The sequence below is a fragment of the Xenorhabdus eapokensis genome (assembly GCF_001908105.1).
This window is the reverse complement of sequence record NZ_MKGQ01000010.1, coordinates 17566-35323: the sequence shown is the minus strand read 5'-3', so window position 1 is coordinate 35323 and position 17758 is coordinate 17566. Positions and strand designations below refer to the sequence as shown.

General features: G+C 44.8%; 10 protein-coding genes and 1 pseudogene. 8 read left to right on the top strand and 3 right to left on the bottom strand.

Annotation, left to right across the window (positions count from 1 at the left end):
* Positions 1–217 precede the first annotated feature (217 nt).
* Together nhaB and dsbB are read left to right on the top strand one after the other, a co-directional pair.
* The gene (gene nhaB, locus Xedl_RS09025) at positions 218–1762 is read left to right on the top strand and encodes a sodium/proton antiporter NhaB (protein ID WP_074023484.1); all 1545 of its coding nucleotides are present in this window, start codon (positions 218–220) and stop codon (positions 1760–1762) included.
* A 180-nt stretch (positions 1763–1942) separates the two neighbouring features.
* A complete protein-coding gene (gene dsbB / locus Xedl_RS09020) occupies positions 1943–2461 on the top strand; it encodes a disulfide bond formation protein DsbB (RefSeq protein ID WP_074023483.1) in 519 nt (172 codons plus the stop codon).
* A 586-nt stretch (positions 2462–3047) separates the two neighbouring features.
* Here dsbB and Xedl_RS09015 read toward each other — a convergent pair.
* Entirely contained in the window at positions 3048–3359 is a 312-nt protein-coding gene (locus Xedl_RS09015) for a type V toxin-antitoxin system endoribonuclease antitoxin GhoS (protein WP_074023482.1), read from the bottom strand.
* Positions 3360–3514: 155 nt separating this feature from the next.
* On the opposite strand from Xedl_RS09015, the gene Xedl_RS09010 reads away from it, so the two are divergent.
* Positions 3515–3706, top strand: coding sequence for a hypothetical protein (locus Xedl_RS09010; RefSeq protein WP_074023481.1), 192 nt, complete (start codon positions 3515–3517; stop codon positions 3704–3706).
* Positions 3707–3793: 87 nt separating this feature from the next.
* Here Xedl_RS09010 and Xedl_RS09005 read toward each other — a convergent pair whose 3' ends face one another.
* A complete protein-coding gene (locus Xedl_RS09005; protein ID WP_074023480.1) occupies positions 3794–4774 on the bottom strand; it encodes a helix-turn-helix domain-containing protein in 981 nt (326 codons plus the stop codon).
* 320 nt (positions 4775–5094) lie between these two features.
* On the opposite strand from Xedl_RS09005, the gene Xedl_RS09000 reads away from it, so the two are divergent.
* Genes Xedl_RS09000 through Xedl_RS08980 form a run of 5 tightly spaced genes read left to right on the top strand, consistent with a single transcriptional unit; the run spans position 5095 to position 17642 of the window.
* A complete protein-coding gene (locus tag Xedl_RS09000; protein WP_083600301.1) occupies positions 5095–7074 on the top strand; it encodes a TonB-dependent receptor in 1980 nt (659 codons plus the stop codon).
* Complete coding sequence (locus Xedl_RS08995; protein WP_244149688.1) at positions 7071–8345, top strand: MFS transporter; 1275 nt, start codon at positions 7071–7073, stop codon at positions 8343–8345. The genes Xedl_RS09000 and Xedl_RS08995 overlap by 4 nt, the downstream gene beginning before the upstream one ends.
* Positions 8332–10146 carry an ABC transporter ATP-binding protein gene (locus Xedl_RS08990; protein WP_074023479.1) on the top strand — a complete coding sequence of 605 codons (1815 nt, stop codon included), beginning with the start codon at positions 8332–8334 and terminating at the stop codon, positions 10144–10146. The genes Xedl_RS08995 and Xedl_RS08990 overlap by 14 nt, the downstream gene beginning before the upstream one ends.
* Positions 10147–10148: 2 nt before the next feature.
* The gene (locus Xedl_RS08985; RefSeq protein ID WP_074023478.1) at positions 10149–11945 is read left to right on the top strand and encodes an ABC transporter ATP-binding protein; all 1797 of its coding nucleotides are present in this window, start codon (positions 10149–10151) and stop codon (positions 11943–11945) included.
* A gap of 48 nt (positions 11946–11993) precedes the next feature.
* Positions 11994–17642, top strand: a complete 5649-nt coding sequence (locus Xedl_RS08980) for a non-ribosomal peptide synthetase (protein WP_244149687.1) — start codon at positions 11994–11996, stop codon at positions 17640–17642.
* A 9-nt stretch (positions 17643–17651) separates the two neighbouring features.
* Here the strand turns inward: Xedl_RS08980 and Xedl_RS25685 are convergent.
* Positions 17652–17758, bottom strand: a pseudogene (locus Xedl_RS25685) (IS5/IS1182 family transposase); the annotation flags it as partial.

Below are 17758 nucleotides of genomic sequence, written 5' to 3'. Positions count from 1 at the left end.
TGTGCTTGATCGACATAGTTACCTGGTAAAGAAACAGTGAAAGAGTGAAAGGGTTCATAAAAAATGCAATCATTCATGGATTAATTATGTGGAAATGCCCTTAAATTGCTATCGCATTGGGCATACTATACCGATTCGATATGTTTCTATCGTGGTCGTTTGATTTATAGCCACTTAGATTTTTCCACGTATCCACAAAAGAGGAATGTTAATAATAATGGAAATCAGTATCCAACGTGCAGTGGTGAAAAACTTTCTCGGCAATTCGCCGGATTGGTACAAACTAGTTATCATTGTTTTTCTGGTTATCAACCCACTGGTCTATTTCTTTATCAGCCCCTTTGTTGCTGGCTGGATGCTCGTTGCTGAGTTTATCTTCACGCTGGCAATGGCATTAAAATGTTATCCCCTGCAACCAGGAGGATTACTCACCATTGAAGCCATCATCATTGGGATGACTTCACCAAAACAAATAGGTCATGAGATAGCCAACAATCTGGAAGTCATTTTATTGCTGATTTTCATGGTTGCGGGCATTTATTTCATGAAACAATTGCTACTGTTTGTTTTCACAAAGTTGCTGTTAAGTATCCGCTCCAAGAAAATGCTGGCACTGGCATTCTGTCTGGCGAGTGCTTTCTTATCCGCTTTCCTTGATGCCCTGACCGTCATTGCCGTTGTCATCAGTGTTTCAATCGGGTTTTACGCCATCTATCACCAATTCCTTTCCCATAGTGGCAATTCAGAACTCAGTGATGATAAATACATTGACAATGAGGATAAAAGACAGACGTTGGAACAGTTCCGGGCATTTCTGCGCAGTCTGGTGATGCATGCAGGAATTGGTACGGCACTGGGCGGTGTGATGACTATGGTCGGTGAACCCCAAAACCTGATTATTGCCAAACATGTTGGTTGGGATTTTGCCACATTCTTTATTCGTATGTCGCCAGTCACCATTCCTGTGTTTATTTGTGGTTTGTTGATCTGCTTACTGGTTGAACATTTTAAATTGTTCGGTTACGGAGCAGAGCTGCCAGAGCGTGTCCGCTCTGTCCTGGAAGATTATGACCAAAAAAACAGTGAAAAGCGCACCCGCCAAGAAAAAGCCCAGCTTGTTGTTCAGGCATTGATCGGCATCTGGCTGATTGTAGCATTGGCTTTTCATTTGGCAGAAGTCGGTTTGATTGGCCTATCCGTCATTATCTTAACGACTGCATTCTGTGGTATTACCGAAGAACACGCGTTAGGTAAAGCCTTTGAGGAAGCCTTACCATTTACTGCCCTGTTAACCGTATTCTTCTCTGTGGTTGCCGTTATTGTTGACCAACAACTGTTTACGCCATTTATTCAATTTGTTTTGCAGTCTTCACCGGCTTCACAGCTTTCCTTATTCTATTTGTTTAACGGATTACTCTCCACGGTTTCTGATAACGTTTTCGTCGGCACAGTTTACATTAATGAAGCACTGATCGCCCTGAAGAGCGGCCTGATTTCACAACAACAATATGAGTATCTGGCCGTTGCCATCAATACCGGAACTAACTTACCATCCGTAGCAACTCCCAATGGTCAAGCCGCTTTTCTGTTCCTGCTGACTTCGGCCTTGTCTCCGTTAATCCGTCTCTCTTATGGTCGCATGGTAATAATGGCCTTGCCTTATACCATTGTGATGACGCTAGTAGGTCTGTTGTGTGTTGAATTCTGGTTAGTGCCTGCCACTGAATATCTCCTCAAACTTGGTTTGATCACTCCACTATAATTGGAGACCGAATTTATCGTTATATCCTGCCGGAAAGTGTGATTTTGCACACTCTCCGGTTTTTTTGTTAATCACTTGCCTGAAAAACTGGCTCAGTTGATTTTAATTTTATTTTTTTATGGCTGATGAAACGGCACAATAGCCTAATTATTTATATTGAAAAGGTGGGAAGAAAAGAAAATGTTTCAATTTTTAAAACAGAGTTCCCAAGGGCGAGGTGCATGGTTATTGATGGCGTTAACCGCTCTTATCCTGGAAGCCGTAGCACTCTATTTTCAACATGTGATGCAGTTACAGCCCTGCGTAATGTGCATTTATGAGCGTGTTGCGTTGCTTGGTATTTTAGGGGCGGCGCTGCTTGGTGCAATCGCACCTAAAACGCCTTTGCGCTGGTTAGCTATATTGCTGTGGATTTATAGCGCATGGCAAGGATTACAACTGGCATGGGATCACACCATGATGCAGTTATACCCTTCTCCATTTAATACTTGTGAATTTTTTGTTCAATTTCCTGCTTGGTTACCATTGAATGATTGGTTACCTTCGGTATTTCAAGCGCTTGGAGATTGTTCAATGAAACAGTGGGAATTTTTAACCCTGGATATGCCGCAATGGCTGATTGGTATTTTTGCCGCTTATCTGTTGGTGAGTATATTGGTACTTGTGAGTCAGTTTTTTCGGACTCAGGGTAGATTTTAAGAGTAAACAATTGATCCAAAGGGGTCTTGTTAAGGAGATCCCAGCACTTTAGCTGGGATCTTTTCAACATTATGACAACATCAAACTTTTTCTAAAATCTTTTATGTTGAAGATAATTTATCAAACAAATAACACTACTTAGGAATTACAAACCATCCTTGAAGGTTATTTACTGTCCAGGTCTTTTGACCTATGAAATATGATCAAGAGACAGGCCAAGGCGAGGTTTATAGTTAATTTCTCTTATGTTCTTATGATAATATAATACCAATCGTCAAGGTTACGGTAACCCAAACCCCTACAAACGTTACATAGCTCATCAATCTGTTCTTCATTTTACTTTCCTTCATTACCAAACAAACATCCATAGCTGCACGGTAGTGGCTCTGACTGTCCTGACATAAAAAAATATAAACAGCATTTAATATATATTTGGTATGCAGCATAAGTTCCATTCTAATATTTATTACAATGGGTATTAAATTAGACAGATTGTTATAGTAATAAGACAATGCTTAGGTAATAAAACTGACCAGAATAAGAGAGTTAACTTATAAAAAATCACAACGCGAGATTTCTTAATAAATTATTCACCTGAACCGGATTCAGTATGTGGTTTTTCGGGATATAACGATGCACTCCAGTTACTGTAAGTACAAACAAATATCGAAGGATCTTTGTTTGAAAATGGCGTAGCCATAGATTTGATTTTTTCCGCCAACTGCATGGACTCCATCGTCGAATTACCAATATAAGTTCCACCAGGCAAGCGATGCCATTTTCCATTAGGAAAACGGATAGATTGGCTGAATTGATTCGCCGTCATCCTTTTATGTAATTTTTCATAACCCTCAATACCCGTGCCATAAAGCTCTACACGAATCAAATAACTTGCCATTTCTCTTTCCTTGTTTTTAACTTTTGACCAAACAAGTTATCAGTTTTTCTTTACTGTTTAAAGCCGGAAAAACGGGAGAAAAATCCGATATTAATGCCAATTCCGGTACTTACATTATATGTATTTGATATAAAATCCCTTGTTTGTGATTAAGGATGAGCGTTGTTATCAAATTTCCAGATAACTTACGGGTGCATCATGCCGAAACAGTGATGAGTTGGTTAGAAAAAGCATCAGATCCGGATTGTGGTGTTTTAGGAAGCGCCAGAGAAGAAAGGCGCATGTTACCCATTTTTTCCACCATCCTAAAATTCGTTATGCGGCATGATAAAAATATAGATATTTAAACACTGGATTAATAAGCCCATTGCTCTGCGTGAGTTTGAAACATTTTACTGTACCTCAATGAAATCGTTATGCCACATACGAAATTTCTACTGACTTTCTGCGGTGATATTTTCTTTCAGTAATATGTGATTCACGGCATATTTTGCCTGCCATGCTTTAGGGTTGATTAAATAGTGTTGCCGGAAACGTTTCGAAAAATGGCTTGGGCTGGAATAACCCACTGCGGTAGCAACCTCAATAACACTCATCCCTTTCTTCAATAAGTCTTCCGCTGTGGTCATACGCACATTTTCCAGATATTGATGGAAAGTACGGAAAACAACCGCACGGAATCCTTCTTTTAATTTCCGCTCATTCAACCCCACTGCTCTTGATAACGATTTTATTGTCCAGGGGTAATGATAATCGTTATTAATTATTTTTATCGCATTGTAAACAGCACGACGTTGCAATCCGCTAATAACATTATATTGGCAATCATAAATTTGAGCGGTCACACAAGCGAGTATTTCTAACGCCTTGGCCTTTAAATAGACCTTTCTGACACTACCATGTAATTGACATTCTTCTATTTGATTTACTATCTGCATAAAAGGTGGATAGATAGGGCAAGCCATCATCAAGGCATCACTATAACTCGCATTTTTTTCAAAACCAGCCGTTAACCTGGTAAAAGATGGCAACTCCTGAGCTTCAATTTCGTTCAAAGAAAAACGGATATCGAGAATACGCCAGGTTCCGCAACCAAAGAAATTCATACCCCGCGTTATCGTAGGCGAATAGAAAAATACCATCGTCCCCGGATTAATATCTAAAATCTCGCCATTTTCAATTGCCATTTTCCCCTTCCCGCTGAGAACAAAGGCTATTGACACTGTTGGTGGCCCTTCACAATATTCGGTAACATCTTGACTTAACTCAAGATGGATACGGTTGATGTGAATTCCATCAGATAGCTCCTCTGTTAGCAATGAAGGCGTTATATTCTTTTCCTCTACTGATGAATGCATGTTATTGCAATGGCTTGCAGCGAAAATCCCCAATGTCTCGCTATAGATCGTCTTCATGAAATCCCCTGTAAAATTAGCATCAGACACCAACCATTTCAAAAAAACGCTTTCCACAATAAAAACAGCATGTTGTGCGCACCTAAGATATTATTCTTTTATTTTATATATTTATATACAAATGTGAATATCACGCAATTTATCATTAATGATAATCATTATCAATAGTACGTATCGCGCTACTTTTGTCCCTATCCCGTTAGCTCTTCTTTTTTATTCCAGTTAATTTCACCAAATATGTTTTCGGGTTTACCACGCTTGCTTGGTTTACCACATTTGATCTTTTTAAAACATGATTTGAAAAGGCATAAAGAGCACTTATGAAAAAAAAATATGCTAAAGCGTCTGTCTTATGTTGTCTGATTTCACCTGTTGTGGCTTGGGCGGAGCATTCACCTGAAACCACAGAAGATGTTTTGATTGTGACAGCTAACAAACGGGCAGAAGCATTAAATAAAGTTAATGGCAGCATTTTAGTTAAAACTGGCGAGGAACTTGAGCAAGCGGGTATCACTCAGGTACAGGATCTTGAGCGTGCTTTCCCTGGTTTACAAATCCGCTCCCGCGGTAACCGAACCTACTCGGCAACCACCATTCGGGGGATCAGTTCACCCGATTACTATTCACCTTCCATTCGCATTTATGTTGATGGTGTTCCTCAGGATCACCAGTTTTTAACACAAGAGTTAATCAATGTAGAACGCGTAGAATTATTACGCGGTCCCCAAGGCACTTTATATGGCGGGAACGCCCAAGCGGGTGTTATCAATATTATTACCCGTTCGCCAAAAGAAGGCCCTTGGCTTAACCTTTCTGGCAATTATTCTAAGTTGAAACAAGGGGGTTCCTTCAGTGGATCAATGCCGCTTATTGAAGACATGCTTTATGGCAGCATGAGCCTGCGCTGGGTAAAAGAGCCTGGGCAAATTGATGCGCCAAATCGTGGTGATCAAAATATTGACTCCAGCAAAACCTGGCTCGGTAAAGGAAAACTGGTGTTTGCACCAGAAAACTCCCCTTTCAGCGCTGAACTTAGCTTTGCTCATGAAGATCTCAATTCACATGAAGAGCTGTATTTAACCGATGAACAGTTCCGCCGGAAAGAATATGATGGCCCTATTCCGGATTTAACACGACGCGTCAACAGCTATGCACTCAAAGCGGAATATGATTTTGGCAATCACATATTAACCAGTGTCACCGCCTATCAGGATCGCGCTATTTCCCGTGATTTTATCGGGGGTAAATGGAAAGAAAAACACCACGCCACAACCCAAGAGTTACGTTTAAATTCCAGCTACTCAAATGGGATTAGCAGTGTTCTCGGTGGCTGGTTCTCAGATGAAACTAGCAGACATTATACTAGCTATAATGATGCACATAACAAAATCAAAGGAAAATCGCTAGCCCTGTTCGGCGAGGTTAAATTACCCATTGCGTCTCAATGGGATCTTACCCTTGGCGGTCGTCTGTCACATGAAAAATCTCAGATCAATTATTCAGGATCTGACATCATGAAGATTGACGCTTTTGATAACCAGGTTTCCAACAATGAGTTTATACCTAAGGCAGCTCTGGGCTGGCAATTGACGCCGGATACCCGTTTCTATCTCTCTGCCACCAAAGGATACAAACCGGGCGGATTCAATAACATTGTTTCCTCCGCCAATGATAAAAAACCTTACGATACCGAAACCTCAGACAATTATGAGTTTGGTTGGCATACCGCATTCTTTGATGACGCAATGACATTAAACAGCGCAGTTTATTACATTCGTTCCAAAGATAAACAGATCTATGTCGGACCTATGGGTGGGCAATTTATTCGTAACGCCGGAAAAGCAGAAAGTAAAGGTATCGAGCTGAGCAGCCAGATTAAACCAATGCAAGGGCTTAGACTTTCTCTTGGTGGTAGCGTAGGTAAGTCAAATTTCACTGATACAACAAGTGGCGTAAATTATAAAGGCAAACGCCTGCCTTATGCACCCGATGTCATGCTTAATGCAAGTTTCGACTATCTGATTGATCAAACATTGTTACCCGGTAACCTCTATTTCAATGCCGGTACTCGCTACTATTCAAAAAGCTACTTTGATGAAGCGAATACCCTTGAACAAGGGGGTTATACGCTTTATGACGCATCATTCAGTTTAGAAATGGATCATGGCATCAATGTCAAACTTTATGGCGAAAATTTAGGTAACAAACAGTACCGTGTTTCTAGTTTCCAGATGGGAAATACGTACAGCATGATAAGTAAGGGCCTGAATGTTGGGCTGGATGTGAGCGTTGCACTATGACGCACAATACTGTGATGCACAATAATACCTCACATCGCCGTCACATCTCGTTGCTACTTTTGACTTTGGCGGGTGTTTACACCATCCAAAGTACCATTGGTATGTTAACGTTACAAAGCATGCCGGCATTTCTACGCAACCACGGCGTTACTCCAGATAAGATAGGTTTACTCTATCTATTAATGTTACCCTGGGCATTAAAATTTCTCTGGGCTCCCGTTGTAGAACGCTATCGCAAATCAGGTTCGGGGGATACTACCCCCCGCCGCATCATGCTCTGCGGCAATCTGTTAATTGCGCTGCTTTTTGGTTTAATTTCCTTAGCAAAACCTGCCGAACATATGCCGCTTATCATAGCGGCTCTGTTTCTTATTACGCTTTGTCTGACCGTGGTAGATACCACCACAGACGGCCATGCTATCGATCGGTTATCACCACAGCATCGCCCCTGGAGCAATGTCATGCAAGTTGGAGGCAGTTATCTGGGAGCCATTATTGGCAGCGGCCTGTTTTTATATCTTATTTCACTGTATGGCTGGCACATTGGTGCCGGCATGTTAGTTATAGTGATCCTATTCATGTCGCTGCCTATTTTGTTCATTCAGAAAACACAGGAACAATCGAATGCGTCAAAAACATCGGGTACACCTTCTCCAAGACCCTCCCTAAAGAGTGCATTACGCCGTACTCCGGTTAAACAGGCACTGATTTTAATACTGCTATGTATGATTGGCACACGTCTGTCACTCGGTATGCTCTCCCCATTTTTAGTCGATCGCGGCGTAGACTTAACCCAATTAGGCATTATTGCCGCCAGTGGTGGTGCCTTGGCCGGATTATCTGGCGTTCTGTTTGGCGGCATCGTTGTACGTAAGTTAGGTGCCGTCCAGACATTATTAGGGATAATGCTGCTTGAATGTCTGGTATTAGTGAGTATTTTCTGGCTTGCCCGACAACCGGAAACGCCATTATCCCTGCTTTCAGCGGCATACGTCTTTATTACGTTAATCACCGCAGCCAAATTTGTTGCCCTGTATACCCAAATGATGTCTTTGGCGGCTGGCATACAATCTGGTGTGGATTTTGCGTTAATGCAATCCGCAGATATGAGCATTGCGATCATCTGTTCAATGCTGGGTGGATTGATTGTAACCCAAGCAAGCTACGCATCCCTTTTCGCTCTTGCATCACTCTTCACCCTCGCTGGCTTGTTCTGGACATTACGTATGCACCACAATTCCCAAAAGGAAAACACCTATGCCCAGTCATGATCCTTCTGTTCAGAATTCTCCCGAACAACGTGCTGCTGACGCCGGTGTCCTTAAGACACTGTGGAATATGATGCGTCCATACCGCACGCTGAGTTACGTTGCCATTGCACTTGCTATTGTTTCTGCCGGCTTGCAAATACTGCCGGCCGCGATTGCGGGTCTTATTACCCAATCTCTCTATGACGGGCAATATGACACCTTGCTGAATTACGGCATCATGTTATTAAGCTTTACCTTTGCCGCTATGTTGACTTTCAGTGGTTCAACGTTTGTTGCTCATTTGATCGCAGCCGATGTTCAGGCTGATGTTCGTCGTCATATCAGCAATAAGCTGAAATCTGTTCCCTTAGGCTTCTTTATGCAGACTGACAGCACCGAAATCAAGAAGATGATGTTAGATGACGTCGAACAGCTTGAGGATGGTATTGCCCACATTATTCCAGAGATGTCAGCAACCTTATTTGGTCCATTGATCGCATTAAGTGTGATGTTAGCCATTGACTGGCGATTAGCATTGGCAGCTTTTGCCCCAACTTTGGGTGCCTGTTTATTATTCATCTATATTCAGATGAAAGTTCAAACCACGACTCAACGTTTTTACGCCGCCCAAAATCGTATTGCTTCAACAATGGGTGAAGTTATCAACGCCATTCCTGTAGTAAAAACCTATTCAGGTGGCAAGATTGCCCTACAGCGAGCGGAAGAAGCATTTACCGCCCTGACACGTGTTATCGATGTTTGGGTTGAGAAAGTGCAGGTTAAATCCAGCCGATTTTTCGTGCTATCCAGCGCTAATCTGCTGTTTGTCCTCCCTTTGGCGGTCTGGTTATTCAACCGACAAGAGATCACTTTATTTGAATTTACTTTCTTTATTCTGGCTGCGATGGCATTCGGCAATATTGCTTCATCTATGTTCTCTGTGATGACACGCTTGCAGCAGCAAGAGGCGTTAGTCACTCGTTATCGTTGGCTAATGAACCAGCCTGAATTAGCGCCGTGTACCCAAAGTCAGGTTCCTATCGAACACACGGTGACTTTGCATAATGTCAGCTTTTCTTATCAAGATAAACAGGATCAAAATAAGCAAAATAATGTCTTAAATAACATCTCGTTTTCCGTCCCTGCCGGCAGTTCACTCGCGCTGGTCGGAGCCAGCGGCTCTGGTAAATCCACGATAGCCAGCCTGATCGCACGTCTTTGGGATCCTCAACAAGGCAAAATTACGGTTGGTGATGTGGATATCCGCGACATGGATGAACCTACTCTGCGTAATAACATCTCTTTTGTATTCCAGCGAGTATTTCTGTTCAACGATACGATAGCCAATAATATCCGCTTGGCTCGCCCTGATGCTTCACAAGCTGAAGTTGAAGCAGCGGCCATCGCAGCACAAGCCCACCAATTTATTCAACAGTTACCCCAAGGCTATAACACCGTAATTAACAACGGTATCAGCTTGTCTGTAGGCGAAAAGCAGCGTATCGCCGTTGCCGCCGCCATTCTGAAAAACGCCCCCATTCTTGTATTGGATGAAGCCACGGCCTATGCCGATCCAGAATGTGAAAAAGAGATGCAACAAGCACTCAATGCACTATGCCGCACCAAGACAGGCCGTAATAAGACCGTGATTGTTATCGCCCATCGCCTGCCAACTATCCGTCACCTTGATCAAATACTGGTTTTAGATAAAGGACAAGTCATTGAGCAAGGAACCCATGATGAACTGGTCGCGCAGCAAGGTGCGTATGCCAGACAGTGGGCAGCCTGGCGGGGAGAAAATACCGGAACAGGAGTAAATTAATCATGGGATTATTTAATCGTCTCCAACAACATCTGTCTGCAAAATTACAGCGGGTTTGGTTTGCGGGGTTGTTATATAAGCAACTTGATACCATTGCAATTATTGCTCAACTGGCTATCGCCGCTTGGGCTATCACTCATCTGGAAGACGCTCATCTGAAAGAAAACGGCAACAATATGCTGCCGCTTATTACTCTGACATTATTGGTTATTTTATTGTTGCTGCGGTTCGCTTTTATGTCTCGCGCACTGCGTAAACTCACCATTGCTGCTTATGACTTAGGGATAGAAATCCGTCGCGCTTTGCTACAACGGCTTGTCAGTATGTCCATAGCAACAATTCGCGGATTAAGTGCCGGAAAAATAGCCCTGACGTTATCCGAAGATGTGCAATGGCAGGAAAACCAATCGGCCTATACCACTCCACAAATCACCTGTCAGATTATGATGCTGTCGCTTATCTATCTGGCTTTATTCTGGTTCGATTGGGTTGTTGCTGGCTGTGCCCTATTGGTATTGATGGTTGGCTTGCTCATTCTGGGTGGTATCCGGCAAAAGCTTAATGAAATATTGCGTCGTCGGGCAGCGATGATGGCTGATGTATCCGAAGCAATCGTAGAGTATGCCCAAGGCATGGCTTTTATTCGCGCAGCGGCTGCTACCACAACGGTAGAACAACGTTTTGACCAGGAAATTGAACAATTACGGGTTGCATTCCGCCGTGGCGTATTCAAAAGCATACCGTTGTTGAGTCTGTTCTATATCATCATTGATACCAGCGTAGTGGTTGGCATTCTGGCCGCTGCCCTACGCTTTAATGCTGCTGTACCGGCAGCATTTACCCTCCCAGAGATGCTGATCACTATTCTGCTGTTGTTTGCCACTATTACCCCTTTGCGCGGGATCATTCCCCTGCTCAATGTGACTGCATTAACACAAGTCGGCGAAACACATATTGCAGAGATAGAAGCAATTGCCACCCAGGTTTCCGGATCATTAGCAGCACCCGATAAATATGATGTTGAGGTTAACAACATCTCATTTAGCTACCCAGGTACGCGCCAGCCCGCTATCCAAAATGTTTCATTTTCTGCGCCACAAGGCAGTATGACCGCCATTGTGGGGCCAAGTGGCAGTGGTAAATCCACGCTGGCTTACTTATTACTCTCTTTCTATCAACTGGATAAAGGTGAAATCCGTCTGGGTGGAAACCCTATTCATCATTACCAGACTCAGGCACTGTACGACACCGTCACAATGGTGTTCCAGGAAACCGCACTATTTCAGGATACCGTCGCCAATAATCTCCGTTTGGGTGATCCGAATGCAACCCAGTCAGAGCTGGAACAGGCAGCCCATCTCGCCAACATTCACGATACGATTATGGCACTACCGCAAGGGTACGATACACCTTTAGGTGTGGATGGCGGTACGTTGTCTGGCGGGGAGCGCCAACGGCTTGCCATTGCTCGCGCTATTCTCAAACAGTCGCCAATTTTATTCCTGGACGAAGCAACGGCGTCGCTGGATCCCGAAAATGAGCAATTGATACAAGAAGCATTTGATTCTCTCACTCAGGATAAAACCGTTTTTGTGATTGCTCATCGGCTAAGTACGATAACCCGTGCTGATCAAATATTGGTAATGGATCATGGAACCCTTTGCGATAGCGGTACACATGATGAATTACTGAAGCGTTGCCCGCTTTACCAATCCCTTTGGAAAAATCACCTTGGCTCAGAAGCGCATTGGCACTTAGATCCCAATATTCCCTTAAGTATTCATTCAAATAAGGTGTAACCCGCCATTATCTGATTTGTTAGGACTGCCATTTTATAGGATTTATTCATGCACACGGACCTTCTCTCTCCTGATTCACTGCGCCAGCTTATTGCTGGCCTGTTTAATCAAAAAAATATTTTGGTGGGCGATCATGACGATTTAATTCGCTATGGGCTGGATTCAATGCAAATTATGGCATTGCTGAACCAGTTTAGACGTCAGGGACATCGTGTCACTCTGCGCGAACTTTACCAAAAACCAACGCTGCATGCCTGGAGCCAGCTTCTGCAACGCCATATGCCTGTCGCTCATCCCGCCGTATCCAAAGATATAACGCCACAGCCACGGATTGCAGATGCTCGTCCATTCCCATTGACGGCAGTACAACATGCTTATTTTGTTGGACGTTCACCGGAACAAACGTTGGGGGGAGTCGGTTGCCATCTGTACCAGGAGTTTGATGGTATTGGGCTGGATCCAGAACGATTAGAAACCGCTATTCATACCCTGATCCAGCGCCATCCGATGTTGCGTGTCCGTTTTTTGCCGGATGGTCGTCAGCAAGGCATGCCCAACGCTTACTGGAAAAAATTGACAGTTCACGATCTCCGTCATCAGGCAGTGGATGAACAGCACCAAGCGCTGAATAACATCCGTGAACAATTAAGCCATCGCGTATTACGGGTTGAAGAAGGAGAAACGTTTGATATTCAACTTAGCCTGTTTGGCGATAATCAACATCGGCTACATGCCAATATCGACCTGCTGATCATGGATGCCGCCAGTTTTAGCCTGTTCTTTACCGAACTGGCGGCATTAATTGCCAAACGCAGCCTGCCTGCTCTTGCTTCTGACTATGATTTTTGCAGTTATCTCACACAATATCAGGCTCAATTTAAGCAATCCCGACAAGAAGCCGAGGTATTCTGGCGTAACCGCTTAGATACTTTGCCCCCTGCCCCCCAGCTTCCTTTGGCCAGAGAGCCTTCGCTGATAAAAAATGTCCGCATCCAGCGCAGAGATTTTCGCTTATCGCCTGAACATTGGGAACGTTTTAAGCAACTCGCGCAGCAAAATGGCGTTACGCCAACAATGGCATTAGCGACAGCGTTTGCCGCTTTATTGTGTCGCTGGAGCAATTCAGCACGCTTGCTGTTCAACCTGACACTATTTGACAGAGCGCCGCTGCACAACGCAATTGACAATATTCTGGCTGATTTTACCAATATTCTGCTGTTAGATATTCCTGGTGATAATTTACCGTTCTGCCAACTGGCGCAGGATGCACAAGCAACATTTACTGAAGCCTACGAACATCGCCATTGGTCTGGTGTCGAACTGCTACGTGAACTCAGAAAACGGGGCAACCACCCACATGGCGCGCCAATTGTGTTTACCAGCAATCTAGGCCGGCCTTTATATGGTGAGAATACCCGTGATGTTCTGGGAAAACCCAGTTGGGGCATATCACAAACTCCTCAGGTATGGCTGGATTTTGTTGCTTTTGAACATGAAAATGCCCTGAATATTCAGTGGGACAGCAACGATGAACTTTTCCCTGACGGTTTGATGGATACTCTATTCACTACCTATCAGAAACTGATTAAGAACCTGACGGAAAACGCGACACAATGGTGCGAAAAGTTACCAGACCTGATGCCTGAGTCGCAATACCATCTGCGACATCAAATTAATAACACGGTCGAACCATTGCCCAATGCTTTGTTACATGAAGCCGTGTTTACACAAGCAGAACGTACCCCAAATGCCGTCGCTTTAATTACTCCTGATGAAGAAATAAGTTATGGCGAACTCAGTCTGGCAGCCCGTCGATTAGCCGCTGTCCTGCAAAAAATGGCGGTTATACCGGAAGATCGCGTTGCCATCAGCATGGAAAAAGGTATCGGACAAATTGTTGCTGTCTTAGCGGTGCTTTATGCTGGCGGTGTTTATGTTCCGATTCCCGCAGATCAGCCACTCAACCGACGTCGGGCTATCTGTGAAAGTGCTGGAATCAATATCGTGATCATTGATCTTAAGCAGCAGAATACTTGGTCACAGGATATACATTGCATTTCCTGGCATCAGGATGAGCAGTTACTGCCCTTAACGGACATGGCTAAACGTACGGTGACTGATCCGGCTTATATCATCTATACCTCTGGTTCAACCGGTACGCCAAAAGGTGTGGTGATTAGCCACCAGAGCGCACTGAATACCTGTCTGGATATCAATCGCCGTCATCAAGTTCAAAGCAGTGACCGGTTGTTGGCACTCTCTGCCCTGCATTTCGACCTCTCCGTTTATGATATTTTTGGCATCCTCAGTGCAGGAGGCGCGCTGGTGCTTGTTGGCGAAGCACAACGCCGCGATCCTTCAATCTGGGAAATGCTGATCGAACGCCATCACGTTACGATGTGGAACAGCGTACCGGCACTGTTCGATATGTTACTGACCTATTGCGAAGGCATGGAAGTTGATGCGCCGAGAACGCTGCGTACCGTGATGCTGTCCGGGGATTGGATCGGTTTGTCGCTGCCTGAACGTTATCGTGCGTTCAATCCTGATGGTGTACTCAGTGCAATGGGAGGTGCTACGGAAGCGGCTATCTGGTCAAATGAATATATCGTTAAGGAAGTTGACGCGCAGTGGCGCTCTATCCCTTATGGTTATCCTCTCGCGAACCAGCGTTACCGGGTAGTCGGTGAAGATGGTCGTGATTGCCCAGATTGGGTTGTCGGTGAACTTTGGATTGGTGGTGTCGGTGTAGCGCTGGGGTATTTCAATGATGAAGCGCGTACAGCAGCCCAATTTGTCATTGATCAAGGGGAACGTTGGTATCGTACCGGTGATCTGGGTTGTTATCACCCTGGAGGCTGGCTCGAATTTATGGGGCGCCGTGATAGTCAGGTAAAAATTGGGGGCTACCGAATTGAATTAGGGGAAATTGATGCTGCCCTCAATCAAGTCACCGGTATCCGTAAAGGCGTTGCCTTAACCCGTGGTGAAAAAGAGAAATCCCTGGTGGCATTCCTTGAATTGGAAGACGATACGTTGTGCCGACGCATCAATCGTGCACCACAATTACCAGCAAACTACCATGATCTGTTTCCTGCCATGCCGACCAGCACTCATGATGGCAGTGAACCTCAAGTTGCGCTGTTCCTGCTAGAACATCTGTCTCGTCACGGTATTGCATTTGCTTCACCGCAATCGCTCACCGATTGCCTGAAACATTATCAACCCCAGCCGGAATACCATCACTGGTTTGTCCGCATGCTGGCGTATCTTTGCCAAAGCAATGTACTGACTGAACCTGCGCATCATGTCTATCAGGCTGTATTGCCATCCACCACATACAAAAACGAAGCAAAATGTATTCCCGCACGCTGGCATTCTACGCTGCGTAATATTCTTACCGGACAACAGGCAGCCGTCACATTACTTGATGATCCGCAATTTGCACCGGAGCAACAGCTCTTTGTCCAACCAGAAACCCAACAATGGTTGGCAGGACTGAAACAGGTTATCGTTGCCCTTTCCCAGCGGTTACAACGCCCTGTGACTTTGATGGAATTCGATGCCCGCAGTGGTCTCTGTGCTCAATGGCTGACAGAACATATTACTGACCAACATTTGTCTTATGTCGGCTTTGAGCGTTCTCAGGCTCTGCTTAACCAGATGCAAGCTCGGTTAAATAGCCACAATCATGCGTCAGTAAAACGCTGGTCTGAGCAAGTTCCTGAATCATTACAGTATCAGGCCGATATCATCCTGCTAAACAATGTATTACACCGCGAGGAAGACCCAACAAATTGCATTAACGTATTGCTTCCACTGGCACAACCGGGCGCTTTAGTATTGGCAATGGAGCTGCAACAAGCATCCTCTATCTCCCTGATTACGACTGAGCTGCTCTCACCTCAAGGTATTCAGCTACGTTCTGCGTCAGAGTGGTTATCTCTTCTTCCATTGCAAGCGGAAACACCGGTTACCATCGGCAATCTGAATGTGTTGTTGATGCAAACAAGTGACAACGTCACCATACCTGATCGGGAAAAAATCAAATCCGCTCTGGCACAACACTTGCCAGGGTATATGATCCCACAGCGCTTGCATGTTATTCCTCACTTGCCCCTGACACCAAACGGTAAAATTGACCGCAAGGCGCTGTCACAATCTCTTCAGTCCGCCGCAATATCCGCCACAAAAACAGACACAGCAACACCTCAGCCTGAAATGACCTTGTCAAATACGGTGGAACAAACCGTTGCCGATATTTGGCAACGCCTGCTCAATACCGAGCAATTGGGGCGTGACAGCGACTTCTTCCAGCTTGGTGGTGACAGTCTTTTAGCTACCCGTTTGATTGGTGAACTCACACAACAAGGCTTCAAAGGCGAACTGGGGCACCTGTTCCGTAACCCGCAATTGGCGGCATTTGCTTCAACATTGACGTCTTTGTCTGCAACTTCATCAGAAGCCTATTCCATACCGGAAGAGCAAGATGAATATCAGCCTTTCCCATTAACCGAAGTTCAGCAAGCTTATCTGGTCGGACGCCATACTGGTTTCGCATTGAGTGGCATTGGTGCCCATTTCTTTATTGAATACCGGATAGAACAGTTAGATGTTCAGCGCCTAAATCGAGTGTTAAATCGCCTGATCCAACGTCATCCTATGTTGAGGACGGTTGTGATTAATGGACAACAACAGATATTGCAAGATGTTCCAGTCTTCTCCGTTAAACAACACCAATTTACTGATATTACTGAGGCAGATACCTTACGCGAACGTCTGTCACACCAAGTATTAGATGTCAGTCGCTGGCCGGTGTTCGATTTCCAACTTGCACAAGACAACAGCCTTGTCTCCCGACTATTTGTTAGCCTGGATAACCTGCTATTAGACGGGTTAAGTATGCAGATATTGCTGGCTGAGTTAGAGCAGCTATATCTCAACGAACAGCACGCATTACCGCCACTCAATGTTACATTCCGCGATTGTGTGTTACGCCAGCAACACATGCCGGTACACCAGAAGTCATTACAATACTGGCAAGAGCAAGTGAAAACATTGCCACAGGCTCCGCAATTACCATTGCGTATTGCACCAGAAAGTGTTCAATCCCCGCATTTTGTGCGCTATAGCGATCGGTTATCTGCACAGGAATGGGCGCAGTTAAAACAACAGGCAGCTTCCCAGCAAATCACGCCTTCTGCGCTCTTGCTTGCCGCTTATGCCGCCGTTCTGTCCGCATTCAGTACCAGACCGGAGTTAACCCTTAATCTTACTCTGTTCGACCGCCCACACGGGCATGAGGACATTAAACATATTCTGGGTGATTTCACTTCACTGTCACTGCTGGCCTGGCATCCGGAGAAAAATTGGTTATCAAGTGCACGTCGGCTGCAACAACAGCTATGGCAAGATCTGGATCACCGTCATATTTCAGCGATCAGAGTGATGCGTGAACTGGCGCAGCACCGTGGCCCTGATGCTGCCGTTATGCCAGTCGTTTTCACCAGTGCGTTGGGAACCCATGAGGGGCAGTTCCTTTCACATTCATCATGGATGAAACCGGTTTGGGGTATCTCGCAAACCCCACAAATCTGGCTGGATCATCAGGTTTACGAATCAGACAATGAGCTTTGCCTGAATTGGGACGCAGTCGAAGAATTATTTGCGCCACACCAGGGTCTGTTGATGTTTTAAGGTCATAATTCATTCAACCCACATGGGCAACCAGACAATGATAAACGCCAGAGCCAACATACTGGCGTAATTCCGTTCAAGCTTATCGTATCTTGTTGCTATTGCACGAAAATGTT

Excerpts from the sequence above, each read along its gene's own strand:
- nhaB (WP_074023484.1), top strand. The coding sequence starts at position 218 with ATGGAAATCAGTATCCAACGTGCAGTGGTGAAAAACTTTCTCGGCAAT.
- Xedl_RS09010 (WP_074023481.1), top strand. The coding sequence starts at position 3,515 with ATGAGCGTTGTTATCAAATTTCCAGATAACTTACGGGTGCATCATGCC.
- Xedl_RS08990 (WP_074023479.1), top strand. The coding sequence starts at position 8,332 with ATGCCCAGTCATGATCCTTCTGTTCAGAATTCTCCCGAACAACGTGCT.
- Xedl_RS08980 (WP_244149687.1), top strand. The coding sequence starts at position 11,994 with ATGCACACGGACCTTCTCTCTCCTGATTCACTGCGCCAGCTTATTGCT.
- Xedl_RS08995 (WP_244149688.1), top strand. The coding sequence starts at position 7,071 with ATGACGCACAATACTGTGATGCACAATAATACCTCACATCGCCGTCAC.
- Xedl_RS09000 (WP_083600301.1), top strand. The coding sequence starts at position 5,095 with ATGAAAAAAAAATATGCTAAAGCGTCTGTCTTATGTTGTCTGATTTCA.
- Xedl_RS09015 (WP_074023482.1), bottom strand. The coding sequence starts at position 3,359 with ATGGCAAGTTATTTGATTCGTGTAGAGCTTTATGGCACGGGTATTGAG.
- dsbB (WP_074023483.1), top strand. The coding sequence starts at position 1,943 with ATGTTTCAATTTTTAAAACAGAGTTCCCAAGGGCGAGGTGCATGGTTA.
- Xedl_RS08985 (WP_074023478.1), top strand. The coding sequence starts at position 10,149 with ATGGGATTATTTAATCGTCTCCAACAACATCTGTCTGCAAAATTACAG.
- Xedl_RS09005 (WP_074023480.1), bottom strand. The coding sequence starts at position 4,774 with ATGAAGACGATCTATAGCGAGACATTGGGGATTTTCGCTGCAAGCCAT.